This window comes from Streptomyces xiaopingdaonensis (assembly GCF_000262345.1).
Lineage (GTDB): Bacteria > Actinomycetota > Actinomycetes > Streptomycetales > Streptomycetaceae > Streptomyces > Streptomyces xiaopingdaonensis.
In genome coordinates this window covers 1-16,792 of record NZ_AJTQ01000180.1, presented here as the reverse complement: position 1 = coordinate 16,792, position 16,792 = coordinate 1, and the positions used below count along the sequence as shown (strand labels likewise).

The following is a 16,792-nucleotide window of genomic DNA, read 5'->3' as shown; positions in this document are numbered from 1 at the left end:
CGCGCCCGCGGGCGCGGGCGGGCAGAAGGCGCGCGGTGGTGAGCGGAAGCGCCGTGAGGGCAAGGGCACCGAGCTGCGCGAGGACGCCGAGGTGTGGCGCCCCCGACGCAGGGCCGGCCCGGGCACGTTGGGCGAGTGAGCGAGGGAGGAACGATGAGCGAGGACGCAGGGCTGGACTACCTGCCCGAGGGGTTCAGGGAGGGCGGACGCACGAGCAACCGTTCGGCCGACGCGGCGGAGGGCGCCCGGGGCCACCTCAGGGGCGTGGAGGCCGGCGGGGCGCAGTTCGGTGGCGCGGACGCGTACGTGAGCGCCCTCAACGGCAACAGCGAGCGGCAGGCGCGCGGCGCCGGCAAGGCGGCCGAGGACCGCGACGACATGAGCGGCGCCGACCACCGCGTCGCCGACCTCGGCGAGGACGTCGACACGGACACGCACACGCAGCTACGGACGGCGGGCGACTCCGGCTCGGACGTGGCTCGCTCCGTCACCGACGGCATGTGAGCGCCGAGAAAGGGGAGTTGGGAGATGCCCGGCGAGGTCGGCTTCACCAAGAGCGACGTCCTGGAGGGGACCAACATCGACCCGTGGCAGCGCCGCGACGACTTCTCGGACGAGGTGAACGAGGACGAGATGGCGGATGTCGCCGCCCAGTACGCCCGTGCGGCGGGGGAGGCGGAGTCGGCGGGCGATCTCGCGCGCGTCGCGGGTGAGCAGGGCGCCGAGTCCGGCAGCGTCGACGGGCAGGAGCTCATCGACAAGGAGCAGCGCGGCGAGTTGACCTCGAACGATCTCGGTGGGAACGGCGAGGACATGGACGCCGTCGTCGGCAACGTCATGCGGGGGATCGGCCTCGCACAGGACTGCATCGACGAGAACGAGGAGATCATCGACGGCGGCGGCGACTACGGCGGCGGCCTCGACCAGGAGATCGAGGACCTCAACACGGACGCCGAGCGCGACCTCGGCAACGTACGCAGTGCGCTGGAGCGTACGGAGAGCGGCTCGATACTGCTCGACAGCATCAAGGACGCGCCGAAGGTCACCTACGGCGACATCACGTACACCGCCGTGCAGGACGAGTCGGGCTGGGACGCGCCGTGGGACCTGAAGTTCCGGATCCGCCAGAAGCATCTGGAGGCAGCGATCGAGGCCACGGAAACCGCCGACGGCAACATCGACGACGCCATCGAGCAGTACCGCTCGCGGATGGCCGAACTCGCCTACGAGCTGGAGCAGTCGGGCTTCGACACCTCCGAGGACCCGGGCGGCCTGTGGTCGAGCCCCGAGATGGCGGAGTACAACGGCGAGCGTCTCAACGAGGAGCTACAGAAGGACGAGCCGGACCCGCACGCGCTCGGGGTGTACAGCGTCGGCCTCGATTCGGCGCTCGACGACATCTACGACGAGAACGGTGAAATCCGGGAGGACTTCGACAGCGAGGATTCCGCGGCAGCGCGTTACGTCCACCTCTACGTCGGCGAGTTGGACGCCGAGGCGCTCTCGGCGCTCGGGCACCTGGACCCCGACGACGCCGACGGGCCGGTCGGCACGGCTCAGCAGGCGGTCGCCAACGGCATCAACACCGTGATGAACCCGGCGGCCGGGGGGAACGCGCAGGCGATGCCCGCCGGCGTCGTCGAGTACATGGACGGCTACGACGAGCGGATCTCCGACTCCTTGACCGCGAGCGGCGAAAAGCGTGACATCGTCGCGAAGTTCGACGGCTTTGCCGGGCTCATGGGCAACGCGACGGTGGCCTCGGGCGACGAGTTCAGCACCGCGATGGCTGACGTCGCCGTCGATGTGCAGAAGGCCATCGACAACGAGAACGAGGAGATCGACAGGCTCAACAACAGAGACCTGCGGAACGACCATTTCGGCAATCGGCCGAATATCTCTGCCGACGGCGTCGGCGGCCTGCTCTCTGCAGCGTCGCTCAACTCCGGCGCCACGGCCGAATGGCTCGGCGACGAAGACAGGGTAAAAGAACTGCTCGGTGCGGGTTGGGGAGACTCTTCGGGTGCTGGGGACTTCGTCACCTCGGGCACCACGCTGCCCGAGGACGTCTCCTACGACGACAAGGAGGCCGAACGCTACTTCGACGCGTCCTTCAACGTCCTCACTGGCGCGATCGATCAGTCGGACGCACTGAAAGCAGACGTACTGGGAGTGGATGGCCCGGCCGGGGGCACCGGGCTCCAGGAAGCGATCGCCGATACTGCCGTGCGCAACATGGATTTCCTGTCGCAGATTTCGGCGGAGCCGGAGTCGGGGATGGTGCGGGACCTTGACGACCTCTACGGCAGGGATTATCCGTACGGATTCGAGCTTGCGCAGGAGGACCAGGCCGAGCTGTTCACAATGATGCAGAACTTCGATGACGACGTGACCGCGCAGTTCGAAGCGGGCGTCGGTGCCTGGCAGTACAGCAAGGCGTACGAAGCGTTTGAGCACGGAGACGGTGACGATGCGTGGATCGGCTCGATGGTCACCGGGGTCTCGACGGCACAGGGGCTCGTGCACGGAGGCGTCGAGGCGGCGGACACGTCTCTCCAAATAGACCCCAACAACGTCAAGACATCGATCCTGAGTGGTGTCGCCTTCGCATCAGGTCTTGGGGGGCCCGCGGCGGGTGCCGCAGGCACCGCCTTGGCCGAAGGACTCAGAAACACCGTGGACGTGGGTTCGAAACCCCCCAATCCATACGAATTCGAGCATCGTCACTGGGGTACTCACAGTGTTGAGTACATGCTCGCGACCGCTGCGCAGGACGCCGGTTACAAAGTGGACGAAGACACTGGGATCCCTGATGTCTTCGGCGCGGAATCCGAAGACGGAAAAGGGCCCAGGGAAACCACCCTCAGACGCCAATTCGACAACTTGGAAGACAACTTCGACTTCGCGGACCCCTTTTCCATCAACGAAGGCTACGACAGCGGCAGGAAACCATTCGGATGACCCCCACCACCCTCTTCCGCCGCCCTGCCCGAGCCCCCCGACCCACCGCCCCCACGGGCGACTTGACCCTCAAGCCACCCCCCGAACTCCCCCAGCCCGACCCCAACAACAACGTCTGGCTCACCGCACTCCCCGCCCTCAGCGGCCTCGGCTCCGTGATGTACATGCTGACGATGGGCCGCGGCCCGATCGGCTACGTCGTCGGGACGATGTTCCTCGTCTCCTCGCTCGCGATGGTCGTCGGCTCGCTGCTGCGGCAGCGCGGCAGCACCAAGGGGCAGGCGCAGCAGGAGCGCAGGGAGTACCTGCGGTACCTGGAGCGGACCCGTGCCGAGGTGCGCAAGACCGCGGACGCACAGGCGGACGCGCTGCGTTGGGCGGCGCCCGAGCCCGGCGCGCTCTGGGCCGTCGCGGCGAGCCGGCGGCTGTGGGAGCGCCGCTCCGCCGACGGGGACTTCGGGGTGGTGCGGATCGGCACAGGGCCGCGCTACCTGGCGACGCCGCTGGTTCCGGGTGAGTCGGCGCCCGTCGAGGACCTCGACCCGCTGAGCGCCGTCGCGTTGAAGCGGTTCGTCGACGCCCACTCCGTAGTCCCCTCGCTGCCGGTCCAGTTGGCCCTGCGCAGGTTCGCCTCCGTCGCCGTGGAAGGCGAGGAGGAGGGAGTACGCGGGCTGCTGCGCTCCGTCCTGGCGCAGGCCGCCGTCTTCCACGCGCCCCGCGACCTGCGGGTGCTGGTCTGCGCGAGCGACCCGGACGGTGCGGAGTGGGCGTGGGTGAAGTGGCTTCCGCACGCGCACCACCCGGAGGAGGTCGACCACGCGGGCCCGGTGCGGCTCGTCCACGGCAGCCTCGCCGGCCTGGAGGACCTGCTCGGCGCGGAGTTGAGCAGGCGTACCCGGTTCAACAGGGACTCCGAGCCCGATCCGGACATGCCCCACCTCCTCGTCGTCCTCGACGGCGGGCTCGTCATCGGGTCCGAGGCACTGCTCGACCCGGGCGGCATGCAGGGCGTGACCGTGCTCGACCTCGACGGCCGCGCCTCGGGGCTCACGGCCGCGCACGGCATCCGACTCGCCGTGGAGGGCGGTGAGTTGAGCGTCCTCTCCGGTGAGTCCAGCGACGACCTGGGCGCGGCGGACCAGCTCCCGCATCCGCAAACCGCGGCGCTCGCCCAGCAGTTGGCGCCGTACCGACTCGACTCCTCGACCGCGCAGACCGAGGACCTCAGCACGGCCGACACGACGCTCCCCGGTCTGCTGGGGGTGGCCGACCCCGGGCGACTCGACCTCGACGTGCTGTGGCGCTCCCGCCCGATGCGCGACCGGCTGAAGGTGCCGGTCGGCCTCTCCGCCGAGGGCGGCACCCTGGAGCTGGACATCAAGGAGTCGGCGCAGAACGGCATGGGCCCGCACGGCCTGCTCGTCGGCGCCACCGGCTCCGGCAAGTCGGAGCTGCTGCGGACACTCGTCCTCGCGATGGCCTCCACGCACCCGGCCGAGCAACTCAACTTCGTCCTCGTCGACTTCAAGGGCGGCGCGACCTTCGCCGGCATGTCCGAGCTGCCGCACGTCGCCGCCGTCATCACCAACCTGGAGGACGACCTCACGCTCGTCGACCGCATGCGGGAGGCGATATCCGGCGAGATGAACCGCCGGCAGGAGGTGCTGCGCGACGCGGGGAACCTCGTCTCGGTGCGCGACTACGAGCGGGCGAGGCAGCGCGGTGCCGACCTGCCGCCGCTGCCGAGCCTCTTCATCGTCGTCGACGAGTTCTCCGAACTCCTCGCCCAGAAGCCCGACTTCGCCGACCTCTTCGTCCAGATCGGTCGGCTCGGCCGCTCCCTCGGCCTCCATCTCCTCCTCGCCTCGCAGCGATTGGACGAAGGAAGGCTCCGCGGACTGGAGGCCCACCTCTCCTACCGGATCGGCCTCCGCACCTTCTCCGAGCAGGAGAGCCGCGCTGCGCTCGGCGTCACGGACGCGCACCACCTGCCCAGCTCCCCCGGGCACGGCTACCTCCGCACCGACACCACGACGCTCCGCAGATTCCGCGCCGCGTACGTCTCCGGGGCCTACCGCACGGGCGACGACGACCACGGCAGCGCACTCAGCGGCCCGGTCGACGTACGTCCCTTCCCCGCCGGGTACCTCCCCGTCCCGGAGGAGCTGCGGCTCCCCGAACCCGAACCCGTCCTCGCCGAGGACGAGTTCGATGAGGACGAGGAGATGGGCAACACGATCCTCGACGTCATGGTGGAGCAGATGGCAGGGCAGGGGCCGCAGGCCCACCAGGTGTGGCTGCCGCCGCTGGACGAGCCCGAGACGCTCGACGCGCTCTACCCGGACGCGGCGCCCCGCGAGGGCCGCGGCCTCACCGCCGCGACGTCGCGCCCGGCGCTGGAGGCGGTCATCGGCACCGTGGACCGCCCCTACCACCAGCGCCGCGACCCCTTCACCCTCGACCTCTCCGGCGCCGGCGGGCACATGGCGGTCGTCGGCGGTCCCCACAGCGGGAAGTCGACCGCGCTGCGCAGCCTCATCGGCTCGCTCGCGCTGCGCCACACCCCGCGCGAAGTCCAGTTCTACTGCCTCGACTTCAGCGGCACCCTCTTCGGCCTCTCCGGACTCCCGCACGTCGGCCAGGTCGCCGGAAGGCTCGACGCCGAACTCGTCACGCGGACGGTCGCCGAGGTCCTCGAGGTGCTGGAGGACCGCGAGTTGCGCTTCCGCGAACTGCACGTCGACTCCATGGCCGACTACCGCAGGCTCCGCGCCGAAGGGCGGGTCCCGCAGGACGCGTTCGGGGACGTCTTCCTCGTCGTCGACGGATGGCAGGTGCTGCGGCAGAACTTCCCGCAGTTGGAGGAGACGCTGATGGGCGTCGCCGGGCGGATGCTCACCTACGGGGTCCACCTCGTCGTCTCGGGAAACCGCTGGATGGACATGCGCATGGGACTGCGCGACCTCATCGGCACCAAGGTGGAGTTGAAGCTCGGCGACGCCCTCGACTCGGAGGTCGACCGCAAGGCCCAGCGGACGGTGCCCTCGGGCCGTCCGGGGCGCGGCATCACGTCCGAACGGCTCCACTTCCTCACCGCCGTTCCGCGGTTCGACGGCGAGCGCAGCGACGCCCGACTCGGCGACGGGCTCGCGGACTTCGTCCGCCGCGTCGACGAGGCGTGGACGGGCGACCCGGCGCCCCGTGTCAGGCTGCTCCCCGCGGACTTCCCGCTCGACGCCGTACCGCCGCAGCCGTCGGCGGAGGAGGGGGAGCGGGGCGTCGTCGTCGCGCTGGAAGGCAACCGGCTCGAACCGGTGCGGTTCGTGCCGGGCCGCGACAACGGCATGGTGGTGCTCGGCGACAGCGAGACCGGGAAGACCTCCGTCCTGCGCGGCGTGGCGCGGCAGGTGGTCGAGGGCTGGGAGCCGCGCGAAGCGAAGCTCGTCGTCCTCGACTACCGGATGACGATGTTCCAGGAGTTCTCGGGCGACAGCCTGCTGGGCTACGCGGGCAACCACGACACCGCGACGCAGGTGGTGGCCGGGCTAGCCGCCGGCTTCAAGGAGCGGCTGCCCGGGCCCGACGTCACACCGGAGCAACTGCGCGACCGGTCCTGGTGGACGGGTCCCGAAATCTACGTCCTCGTCGACGACTACGACCTCGTCGCCACCTCGGCCGGCAACCCGCTGCGCCAGCTCGTGGAGTTCCTGCCGCAGGCCAGGGGGATCGGGCTGCACCTCTTCGTCACCCGGCAGGCCGGGGGCGCGGCGCGGGCGAGCGGGGACCCGGTGATCAACCGCATGCGCGAACTCAACTTCCCCGGCGTGCTGTTGAGCATGCCCAAGGAGGAACCGCCCGTCTGGGGCCAGCGCCCGGCGAAGCGCCAAGCGGGGCGCGGACTGATGCTCCACCGCAAGCTCGGCAACACGCCTGTGCAGCTGGTGCGGTCCGACCCGCCGCCGCTGGATCGCTGAGCCCCGATCGTCCCGAGAGCCACCCGCCGAGAGCACACCACTGTGAGCGTGACGAGATGACGACCGCACCCCAGACGCGCGCACCCTCCACGGAACCCGCGGGCACCGAGCCCCGCACGCCGGCGCGCGCCGGCGCGGACGGAGGGGACTTCTGCCGTATCGCCGTAGCAGGACCGAGCAGCCGGGTGGACCTCGCGGTACCGCTCGGCGTCCCGCTCGCGCGCCTGCTGCCGTCGCTGCTCCAGCACGCAGGAGAGGAGCCCGGGCCCGACGGCGGCGCGCTGCACGGCGGTTGGGCGCTGCGCACCTCCGACGGCACCCGCCTCGACGCGTCGCGCACCCTCGGCGCCCAACAGGTCAGGGAGGGACACCTGCTCTTCCTCACCCACGGCACCGAGGAGCAGCCACCGCCCCTCTACGACGACGTGGTGGAGGTGATCGGCGCCGAGAGCGTGCGCACCCCGTGGCCGGCCGCCGCCACCCGCCGCACCGCCGGCGCGTTCGCCGCCGTCGCCGTGCTCGGCGCCGCCGCAGCCCTGGCGGTGGCGCCCGGCGTCCTCGCCGGTTACCTCGGGCTCGTCACGGGCCTGCTCGGGCTCGGGCTCGCCGGACTGCTGTCGCGCGCCTTCGCCGACCTCTCCGCCGGCACCTTCGCGGCGGTCCTCTCCGCGGTACCCGGAGCGGTCGGGGCGATGCGGCTCCTCGGCGGGGCCGAACCCCTCTGGCCCGGTCAACCCGACGCCCCCCACCTGCTGTTGGGTTGCGCGGTCGTCGCGGTCTTCGGCGCCGCTGGTCCCCTTCTCGTGGGCGGGGGAGACGGCACCTTCGCCGCGCTCGTGGTGGCCTCGACCTTCGCCGCCGTGGGAGCCTTCATCGCCGTGGTGTGGGACGCGGGCGCCGCACCCGCCGCGGCAGTGGCCGCGCCGCTGGCGCTCGCTGCGGTACCGCTGCTGCCTGCGCTCGCCTTGCGCCTCGCGCACATCCCGGGGCCGCAACTCGCGACCGACGCGGGTGGGTTGGAGGAGTTGCCCGAGCAGATCGGGCACCGGGAGCTGCGGGCGCGCGTCGACCGCGCGCGACGGCTGCTGACGGGGATGCTGGCCGGCTGCCAACTCGTCGTCCTCGCCGGGGCGTTGACGCTGCTCGCCGCCGGTGGACTGTGGGCCGGGGTGCTCGCCGGAGCCCTGTGGGTGCTGGCGCTGCTGCGGGCCCGCCTCTTCCGCGAGGCGCCGCAGACGGCCGTGTCGCTCGCCACCGGGCTCGCCGTGCTGCTCGGCGCGGCGGTGCTCCTCGTCGCCGACTTCGCGGGTGAGGTGCTGCCGCTGCTGGCGGTCTCGGTGCCGGTCTGCCTCGCCGTCGCGCTCGTCGCGTGCGCCGTCGGCCTCTACAGCGGGCGCCGCGCCCTCAACCCGAGGTTCGCCAGGCTCCTCGACGCCGTGGAGACGACCCTGCTCCTCTCCGTCGTCCCGCTCGTCCTCGCCGTCTGGGGCGTCTACACCGCGCTGCTGGAGCTGAAGGCGTGACCCCGCGAACTCGCCGCCGTACGAGGGAACTCAGGGGCACGGCCCGGCGCTGCGTGCCGGCGCTCGTCGCGGTGGTCCTGCTCGCCCCGCTCGCGGAGGGGAGCGGACGGGACGACGGTCGAGGGGTCGACGTGTCGCCGCGCGAGGCGGCTCGGGGCGCGGACGCCGCGCTCGCAGGCGCCGGGGCGGACCGTGCGGACGTGGGCCACGGGGGCTCGTCGAACGCGGGTCAGCGCCCGGAGCGCGGGGCGGGCGCGTCGGCGAGAGTGCACGAGGGCGCATCCCTCGTGTCCTCGGGCCCGGACGCGGCGCCGTCCGCCGCCCGTTACGCCCGCACGCAAGGACGTTCCATCCCCGCACCGACCGCGCCGACGCGTCCGTCCGTCCACGCGCCCGCGCACGCCGCGAGCCTGCACGCCGCTTCCCTGCCCGTCCCGCACGCCGCACCGGCGTACGCGGGCTCCGTGCACGCCTCCGTGAAGAAACCCGCACGTGTCGACACCTCCTGCCGCCAAGCCCCCGAGAAAGGCGGGGCGAAGCCCCCCGCGGCGAAGGGCGCCGGCCTGGTCGAGCGGCTCGGCCTCGCGCAGGCATGGGACCTGGCGCAGGGCGAGGGTGTCACCGTCGGCGTCGTCGACTCCGGGGTCGACGACCGCCACCCCGGCCTCGACGGCGTGGTGGGCACCGCGGCCGAAGTGGCGACCGTCCGCACGAAGGAAGGCTTCCGCATCCAGCAGCCGCGCTCTCCCGACCTCGACTGCGAGGGTCACGGAACCGCCGTGGCAGGGCTGATCGCGGCACAGCGCACGGCCGACAGCCCGCTCCCCGGGGTGGCTCCCGGCGCACGGGTCCGCTCGGTCCGCGTCGCCGACGGCGTGGAGAACGCCTCGGGGGAGGCGCTCGCCGCTGCCATCGACCGGGCCGCCGCGGGCGACGCGAAGATCCTCAACCTCTCCTTCGCGCTCCCCGTCGACCGCGCCCCGGTCCGCGCGGCGGTACGCCGCGCCGTGCAGGACGACGTCCTCGTCGTCGCGGCAGCGGGAAACGAGGGCAGCGCGGAGGAAACAGCCGGGAGCGGCTCCGCACCCAAGACCTACCCGGCTGCGTACAAGGGCGTGTTGGCGGTCGGCGCCGTAGCCGCGGACGGGCAGCCCATGCAGGAGTCGAACAGCGGAGACTGGGTCGACCTCGCCGCCTACGGCGAGGAAGAGGCGGTACTGGCGTCGGGCGGACGCGGCTTCCGCAGCGAGAAGGGCACGAGCTTCGCCGCCCCCCAGGTCGCGGCCGCGGCCGCACTCGTGCGCTCGCGCCATCCGGGACTCGACGCCGGCGAGGTCGCCGACCGCCTCGTCGCCTCGGCCGCCCCCGTCGGCGGCGGGCGCGACCCCCGCACCGGCGCGGGCGTGGTCGACCCGTTCGGTGCGCTCACCCAACTCGCCGGCGGCGAGGACCGATCCGACGCCGAGGAGCGCGCTTCCGACCAGGCCGCTCTCCCCGTCCAACCCGTCCCCGAGCCCCGCCCGGTGCTGGAGGGCGGGGGCCGTACGGCCGTCGTGTGGAGCGCCGTGCTGCTCCTCGCCGTGGTCGTCTCGCTCCTCGGTGCCCCTGCGGTGCGCCGCGCCGCCCGCCGCGGCTGGCGTGCGGGCCCGACGGCGGCCGGCCACGACGGGCAGCACCGCCACGCGCCGCGGGAACAGCCCGCGGCCCACGCGCTCGAACGCCTCACCGGACCGCCCGAGCCGCCTCCGGGAAGCCGGAGCACTTCGGCGGCGCCCCTTGCGCAGACCGTGAACCGACGTAACCACCGGACGAGTTGATGGCGACCACCCGAGACAAGGCAGAGGCTCACTCCTACGACAACCGCCGCCAGGTCACGAGCCTCCTGCGCGGCAGCGACGAGGCGATCCGCGACCCGCGCCGCCGCTTGAACCGTTCCCTGGCGGGCGGAGTGGCGCTCGGCATCCTGGTGATGGCCGGGTTCGGCGTCGCCGGGTGGCTCGGCGGGGGCAGCGGCCCCGAACTCCCCGCCGACGGTGCGGTGGTGGTCAGCGGCAGCGGCGACCGCTACGTCGTCTCCGACGGCGTGCTCCACCCCGCGCTCAACCTCAGCTCCGCCCTCCTCGTCGGCGGCGGCAAGCGCACCGAGGTCCGCTCCGACGCGCTGGAGGGCGTGCGCCGCGGCCTCCCCGTCGGCATACCGTCGGCGCCCGACGTGCTTCCCGGCAACTCGCAGCTCTCCGAGGAGGATTGGACGGTCTGCACGGTCCCGGGCGGCGACCCGGCGGAGAACCCTCGCACCCACCTGTACCTCGCCGTCCCCGAGGCCGCGCCCCGCGCGGGCGGCGGCCCCGCCTCCTCGGCGACGGTGCTCGCGTCGGCGCCGAACGGGGCGCTGTGGCTCCTCACCGACGGACGGCGCTACGCGCTGAGCAAGCCGGTCCGCGACGTCCTCGGCCTCCAGCGGGCCGAGCATCTCCCCCTGCCCGACGCCGTGTTGGCGACCGTCCCCGAGGGTCCCGCCATCAAGGCGCCCGAGGCTCCGGCGGGGGAGGGCAGCACACCCGAGGCGCGTCTGCCGGGCAAGGCGCGCGTCGGCGACCTCGCCAACAGCGACCTCGGCGGCGTCAACCCGCAGTACTACCAGGTGCGTTCGGACGGACTCACCGCCGTCTCCGAGCTCGTCTACACCCTGCTGCGCACCACGGGAGCGACCGAGCACCGACTCACCCCGGCGCAGGCGGCCTCAGCGCCCCGCTCCACGGCGCGCGCCCCCGGCGACCGCTCGTGGCCCGAGCGGCTGCCCGAGGTCGACCGCAGGGACCGCGGCCGCCCGGTCTGCGTCAGCGCTCCGCCGGGCAGCGCCCCGGGCGACGCGCCCTGGGAGGCGACCGTCCACCTGCCGAAGCGGATGCCGGAGCCGGACGCGGCCGACCCGGTCTCCGCCTCCGGCAGCGGGTTCGGGTCCCTCGACGCGCTTTACGCGCCCCCCGGCGCCTCCGCCGTGGTCCGCGCCACGGCGTCGGCCGGCTCCGGCGGCACCTACACGCTCGTCACGGAGACCGGCACCGCCTACCCCTTCTCGTCCCGCGAGGCGGTGGAACGCCTCGAGTACCAGCCCGACGAGGCGCCGTCCGTGCCCAAGGGGTTCGTGGCGCTCCTCCCCGCAGGCCCCGTCCTCGACCCCCAGGCGGCCTCGCGCCAGCACGCCGGCCGGACGGCCGGCGACGGGGCGGCCGCCTCGGAGTCCGACGCAGCAGAAGGGAAGGAGTCGCGATGAGCGTCGCGCAACCCCCGACGGCCGGCAGGCGCTATCTCAGCCGGGCGCGAATCGTCGCCCTTCAGACGGCAGTTGGGCTCCTCGCGGTGGGAGCCGCCATGGGCCCCGTCGCTTTCGCCGTGCTCGGCGCGACCGGTGTCGCCGTGCTGCTGCTCGCACTGGTGCCGGTGGGCGGGCGCACCGCCACGGGGCACCTCGTGCGAAGGCTGCGGCGGGGCGCCCTCCACCCGGCGGCTCCTTCGCCGTCGCCGGCGCGGCAGCAGTACGGGCTGGCGGGCGCCCTCTTCCCCGCGCTCGGTGTCGCCGAGTGCGGCGACCGCAACGGGCGGCGGACGGGCGTCGTCGGAGACGGCCGCGGGTACGCCGTCGTCCTCGAACTCCCCGCAGGTGCCTACCCGGAGCTCCCCGTCGGTCTCGTCGCCGAGTTGCTCGACGACGACGCCGCGCGGCCCGCCACCGTCCAACTCCTCCTGGAGCAGTACGGTTTGCCGCCCTGGGACTTCCACGGGCGGTTCGAACCGACGCTCGCGTACCGCCAACTCCCCGCGCCCGCCCGCCCGGTGGCGATCCGCTCGTGGCTCGTACTGCGGTACGAGCCCTGGGAGGCACCCGAGGTCGCCGAGGCGCGCGGCGGCGGCGCCGAAGGCGCACGGGCGGCGCTCGTCGCCGCGGCCGCGCGGGTCTCGGCGCGCCTGGACACCCTCGGGGTCTCCGCCGTGCCGCTCGACGCGGAGGCCGCGACCCAGCTCCTCCGACAGCTCGGCGACGAGGACCCGAACGGGCAGGCGGAGGAGCGGAGTTGGGCCGGCGGTTCGGCGACGCACTGCCTGCTCGGCGTGGACCTGCGCGAGCCCGACGACTGGTGGCGGCTGCTCGCCGCGGTCTCCGACGCCGCCGTCGACCGGGTCGTCCTCGGGGTCACCTTCGGCCGCGCCGCACGCACCGACCGGCAGGAAGGACCGCCTTCCGGACTCGAACTGCGGTGTGCCGCGCGGCTGGTGAGCACGTACGCGCAGCGCGCCGCGCAGGAGCGGGACCGCCTGTCGGCCGGGGGCCGGGCGCGGCCGCTCGACGGGCTCCAGGCCGCGGGCCTCGCGGCGACCCTGCCGCTGGCCCACCCCGCCACCTCCCTGGTGGCGGCGACCGGATTCGCAGTGGGAGCGGGAGAGCGATGAGAGCGGTACACACCGGTGGGCGCACCAACCCCGGTAGCAGTGGGACGAGTTCGCACGGACGGCCGGCGGGCGCGGGCGGCGTCGCGTCGCTGCCCGCCAGCTCGTGGGAACGGCCGGCCGAGCACGGGCCGTTCCGGGTGCACGACGCGCTCGTCGGCCTCCACCTCGGCAGCGACCGCACCGGCGCCCCGGTGACGCTGCCGGTGCTGGGGCGCAGGGCCACGCGGATCGGCGTGCTCGGCGAGTCGCTCTTCGGGCGCCTGATCGCTTCGCGCCTGGTGGCGGCGGGTTTCCTCGTGACGGGCGCGACCCGCGGCCCCAACCTGTGGGAGCCGCTCCGCGAGGCGGCGGGCGGGCGGCTCGTACTCGCGGAGAACCAGGGCACCTGGCCGTCCCGCGTCTGCGAGCCGCCCGGCGTGGGCCTCGGGCCGCAGGCGCTCGTCTCCGACGTGCGCCGGCCGCCGCCCGTCCTGCTCGACGCGCGCTGGAGCACGGCGGTCCACGTCCGCAGACAGGTGCCGCGCGGCGGCTTCTGGCAGAGCCTCAACGCCGTGCTGACGTTGGGGTCCTCGTTCGCCGACGCGGTGGTCCCCGTCTGCGGGGCCGAGGCGGCGCGGGTCACGGCGTCGCTCGCACCGGGCGAGGTGGCGCTCTTCAGGGACGGCCACTCCCGGGTGCTCCGGCTCGACATCGCGCCGGCGGAGACCGCCATGCTCACCCCGCCGTAGCGCGCCACCCGCGCACCCGTCGAGTTGTGCGCCGGCGCGTGCTCGGCGAGGGGCCCGCCCAGGACGGCAGGCGCGTGTCGTGGCGCGTCGGCGCCCCGAGTTCCGCGCCGGTGCTGAGCCGGTCGGTGGTGCGGCCCTTCGCCGGTGGGGCGGCGGGGTCGGCCCTGGCGGAGAGGCGCCGGACAGCCCGCCGGATGGTCACCGGCGGCTCGACGGGTGCCGCCGTTCGCCCGGTGCCGAGAAGCCTGCATGGGCGCGGACTTGAGAGGCCGGCCCGGGGGGCGAGGGGCTCTGCTCGGGTCCGGGCGGCGTCGCGTGTGCGTGTGCGGGCGGTGCCGGACCGGAGCCAGAAAGGTCCCTGGGCCGGGGCGTGGACGCTGCTCGTACGCGAGCACCGGTGGTCGTTCGGATCCGCAGGGAAGCGCGCGCCGCGGGTCGACGGTTTTCCCCGAGGCGACATCCTCCTGGTAGGGATAACCGACCAATCCGTGCATTCCTTCCGGAGCGGACGTTGACCAGGACTACCCGTGGGTCTCGCATCGACCCCCGCTCAGCCCGACGCTGCACCAGCACCAGCACCAGGCCGGCCGGCACGGCGTGCGCCACCTCGATCGGCTCCTCGTACGCCGACGACCGCTTCCCGAAGCGGGCCGCCGCCCGCACCACCGGCTTCGACGGCCTGCACACCACTGTCCGTGCAAGCGGCAAGGCCGTCCGCGACTCCGATCGGCCCCCCGCAGATGCGGGACGCGGGCGAGGCCAACACCGGGCCTGTCGACCGGACTCGCCCCGGACGGCGGAGCCACGCTCGCCGACCGAGCAGCGGCGGTCGACGCCCCCCGCACTCTCTGTGACCCCTACCGCAGCGGAAGGGAGCGCCACGTGCGCACCGCCATCGCCACCGTCAGCCTCAGCGGCTCCCTCACGGAGAAACTCACCGCTGCCTCCACCGCCGGATTCGACGGCGTGGAGATCTTCGAGAACGACCTGCTGGCATCACCGCTCAGCCCGGAAGAGGTGCGCGAGCGCTGCGCCGACCTCGGCCTCCGTATCGACCTGTACCAGCCGGTGCGCGACATCGAGGCGGTGCCGCCCGCGGAGTTCGCCCGCAACCTGCGCCGCGCCCGACACAAGTTCCGCACGACGCAGCGCCTCGGCGCCGACACCGCCCTCGTCTCTTCCAGCGTCGACGGCCGCGCGGTCGACGACGACGCGCTCGCCGCCGATCAGCTACGCCAACTCGCCGACTCAGCAGAGGAGTTCGGCCTCAGAGCCGCCTACGAGGCGCTCGCCTGGGGACGTCACGTCAACACCTACGAGCACGCGTGGCGCCTCGTGCGGAACGCCGACCACCCCGCACTCGGCGTCTGCCTCGACAGCTTCCACATCCTCGCGCGCGGCTCGGAACCGGCCGGCATCGAGGAGATCCCCGCGGAGAAGCTCTTCTTCCTCCAACTCGCCGACGCGCCGCTCATGGCGGCGGACGTCCTCCAGTGGAGCCGCCACTACCGCTGCTTCCCCGGTCAAGGGGGATTCGACCTCGCCCAACTGCTTCGGCACGTGCTGGCCGCCGGATACCGCGGCCCGCTCTCGCTCGAAATCTTCAACGACGTCTTCCGGCAGGCCGATCCGGGCCCCACGGCCGTCGACGCCCGCCGTTCGCTGATCGCGCTCCAGGAGTCAGTCGGCCTCGCGGAGCTGCCGGCGCCGCCGCCACCGACCGGGTTCGCCTTCGCCGAGCTCGCCACCCCCGACACCGAGGCGCCCTCCAGCCTGCTGACGGCGCTCGGCTTCGCGCGTACGGGGACGCACCGCACGAAGCCCGTCTCGCTGTGGGAGCGCGGTGATGCCCGCATCCTCCTCAACACGGGTGCGGGGAGCCGACGGGAGGGAACCGTGCTCCGGGCCCTCGGGCTGGAGACCGAAGAGCCGGCCGAACTGGCGGCCCGTGCCGAGGCGCTCCTGGCGCCCGTACTGCCGCGCAGGAGCGACGGGGAGGAGGCGCCGCCGGCCGCGTTCGCCGCGCCCGACGGCACCGAGTTGCTCCTCTGCACGACCGGCCGACCCGAACTTCCCGACTGGCGCCGCGACTTCGACCCCACGGGGCGGCCCGGCCCGGTCGCGCCCGAGACGTACATCGACCACGTCGCACTGATGCAGCCACGGCACCGGTTCGACGAGGCCGCTCTCTTCCACCGTTCCGTCCTCCGGCTCAGTCCGCAGGGGAGCGCCGAAGTCGTCGACCCCGGCGGGTTGTTGCGCAGTCACGCGCTCACCAGTGGCGACGGCGGCCTACGGATCGCGCTCGGTAGCGGCCCCGCGCCCTCCGACGAGGCGCCGCGCGTCCAGCACGTCGCCCTCGCGACCGACGACGTCCTCGCGGCCGCCCGCGCCTTCCGCGACGCGGGCGGCCGGCTCCTCGCCATCCCCGAGAACTACTACGACGACCTGGCGGCCCGCTTCGAGCTGCCCGACCAAACCCTCGCCGAGTACCGGGAGTTCGGGGTCCTCTACGACGAGGACGCCCACGGCGCCTTCCGCCACTGCTGCACCGCGACGATCGGCCGCCTCTTCTTCGAGCTGACGGAGCGGCGCGACGGGTACAGGGGTTACGGCGCCACCAACGCGCCGGTCCGCCTCGCCGCGCAGCGTGCGGCGGAGTGGAGGCTGTGAACGCCGCGACGTCGCCAACGCGCCGTGGTGGGCGCGGAGTTGATCGGTTGATGCGTTCGTGGCCTGCGACGTCGAGCCGAAAGGGACGCGTGGCGGTGCCCGGTCGCGCGGAGGCGACGGGAGGACGGAACAGCGCACGCGGCGAGGGTCCGCAGGAGACGGAGCCGGCCGGGACGGCAGGTTTCGGGGCGGCGCCCGGTCCGTTGGCACCCGCCCCCTGGGCTGCGCCGTCGCACCGCTCCGTCGCCCAGTCCTCAACGCCGTGGGAACGAGTGCGATGCAGGATCGCGCGGGCCACGACCCGAAAGGGGTATCTGCCGGGGAGCGAGCTCGGAGCCGTCGGCGCGGTGCTCCGCTCCCCGGGGAGGTCGGCTGCGCATCCCGGTCTCGAAGCAGCCACGCATGACCGCCGACGGCGTACGGGTAGCACGAAACCGCGCGCCGCCCATCCGCTCGCTTCCCGCGCGGACGCCAACCGACC

At 73.5% G+C, this 16,792-nt stretch carries 9 protein-coding genes; all 9 read left to right on the top strand.

Annotation, left to right across the window (positions count from 1 at the left end):
- Positions 1-153 precede the first annotated feature (153 nt).
- Positions 154-504, top strand: a complete 351-nt coding sequence (locus UWG_RS0114685; RefSeq protein ID WP_016907978.1) for a hypothetical protein — start codon at positions 154-156, stop codon at positions 502-504.
- Between the two features lie 24 nt (positions 505-528).
- A complete protein-coding gene (locus UWG_RS0114680) occupies positions 529-2,961 on the top strand; it encodes a hypothetical protein (RefSeq protein ID WP_016907977.1) in 2,433 nt (810 codons plus the stop codon).
- A complete protein-coding gene (locus UWG_RS0114675) occupies positions 2,958-6,935 on the top strand; it encodes a type VII secretion protein EccC (protein ID WP_016907976.1) in 3,978 nt (1,325 codons plus the stop codon). The genes UWG_RS0114680 and UWG_RS0114675 overlap by 4 nt, the downstream gene beginning before the upstream one ends.
- A gap of 56 nt (positions 6,936-6,991) precedes the next feature.
- Positions 6,992-8,458, top strand: a complete 1,467-nt coding sequence (eccD, locus tag UWG_RS0114670) for a type VII secretion integral membrane protein EccD (protein ID WP_016907975.1) — start codon at positions 6,992-6,994, stop codon at positions 8,456-8,458.
- Entirely contained in the window at positions 8,455-10,275 is a 1,821-nt protein-coding gene (locus UWG_RS0114665; protein ID WP_237720093.1) for a S8 family serine peptidase, read from the top strand. The genes eccD and UWG_RS0114665 overlap by 4 nt, the downstream gene beginning before the upstream one ends.
- Positions 10,275-11,735, top strand: a complete 1,461-nt coding sequence (eccB, locus tag UWG_RS0114660; RefSeq protein WP_016907973.1) for a type VII secretion protein EccB — start codon at positions 10,275-10,277, stop codon at positions 11,733-11,735. The genes UWG_RS0114665 and eccB overlap by 1 nt, the downstream gene beginning before the upstream one ends.
- Entirely contained in the window at positions 11,732-12,910 is a 1,179-nt protein-coding gene (locus tag UWG_RS0114655; protein ID WP_033196147.1) for a type VII secretion protein EccE, read from the top strand. Before eccB ends, UWG_RS0114655 begins: the two co-directional genes overlap by 4 nt.
- Positions 12,907-13,638 carry a hypothetical protein gene (locus tag UWG_RS0114650; RefSeq protein WP_078495656.1) on the top strand — a complete coding sequence of 244 codons (732 nt, stop codon included), beginning with the start codon at positions 12,907-12,909 and terminating at the stop codon, positions 13,636-13,638. The genes UWG_RS0114655 and UWG_RS0114650 overlap by 4 nt, the downstream gene beginning before the upstream one ends.
- An 882-nt stretch (positions 13,639-14,520) precedes the next feature.
- Positions 14,521-16,311: a sugar phosphate isomerase/epimerase and 4-hydroxyphenylpyruvate domain-containing protein gene (locus tag UWG_RS0114645; protein ID WP_016907970.1), complete on the top strand. Its 1,791-nt coding sequence runs from the start codon at positions 14,521-14,523 to the stop codon at positions 16,309-16,311.
- Positions 16,312-16,792: the final 481 nt, after the last annotated feature.

Excerpts from the sequence above, each read along its gene's own strand:
- UWG_RS0114685 (WP_016907978.1), top strand. The coding sequence starts at position 154 with ATGAGCGAGGACGCAGGGCTGGACTACCTGCCCGAGGGGTTCAGGGAG.
- UWG_RS0114680 (WP_016907977.1), top strand. The coding sequence starts at position 529 with ATGCCCGGCGAGGTCGGCTTCACCAAGAGCGACGTCCTGGAGGGGACC.
- UWG_RS0114675 (WP_016907976.1), top strand. The coding sequence starts at position 2,958 with ATGACCCCCACCACCCTCTTCCGCCGCCCTGCCCGAGCCCCCCGACCC.
- eccD (WP_016907975.1), top strand. The coding sequence starts at position 6,992 with ATGACGACCGCACCCCAGACGCGCGCACCCTCCACGGAACCCGCGGGC.
- eccB (WP_016907973.1), top strand. The coding sequence starts at position 10,275 with ATGGCGACCACCCGAGACAAGGCAGAGGCTCACTCCTACGACAACCGC.
- UWG_RS0114655 (WP_033196147.1), top strand. The coding sequence starts at position 11,732 with ATGAGCGTCGCGCAACCCCCGACGGCCGGCAGGCGCTATCTCAGCCGG.
- UWG_RS0114650 (WP_078495656.1), top strand. The coding sequence starts at position 12,907 with ATGAGAGCGGTACACACCGGTGGGCGCACCAACCCCGGTAGCAGTGGG.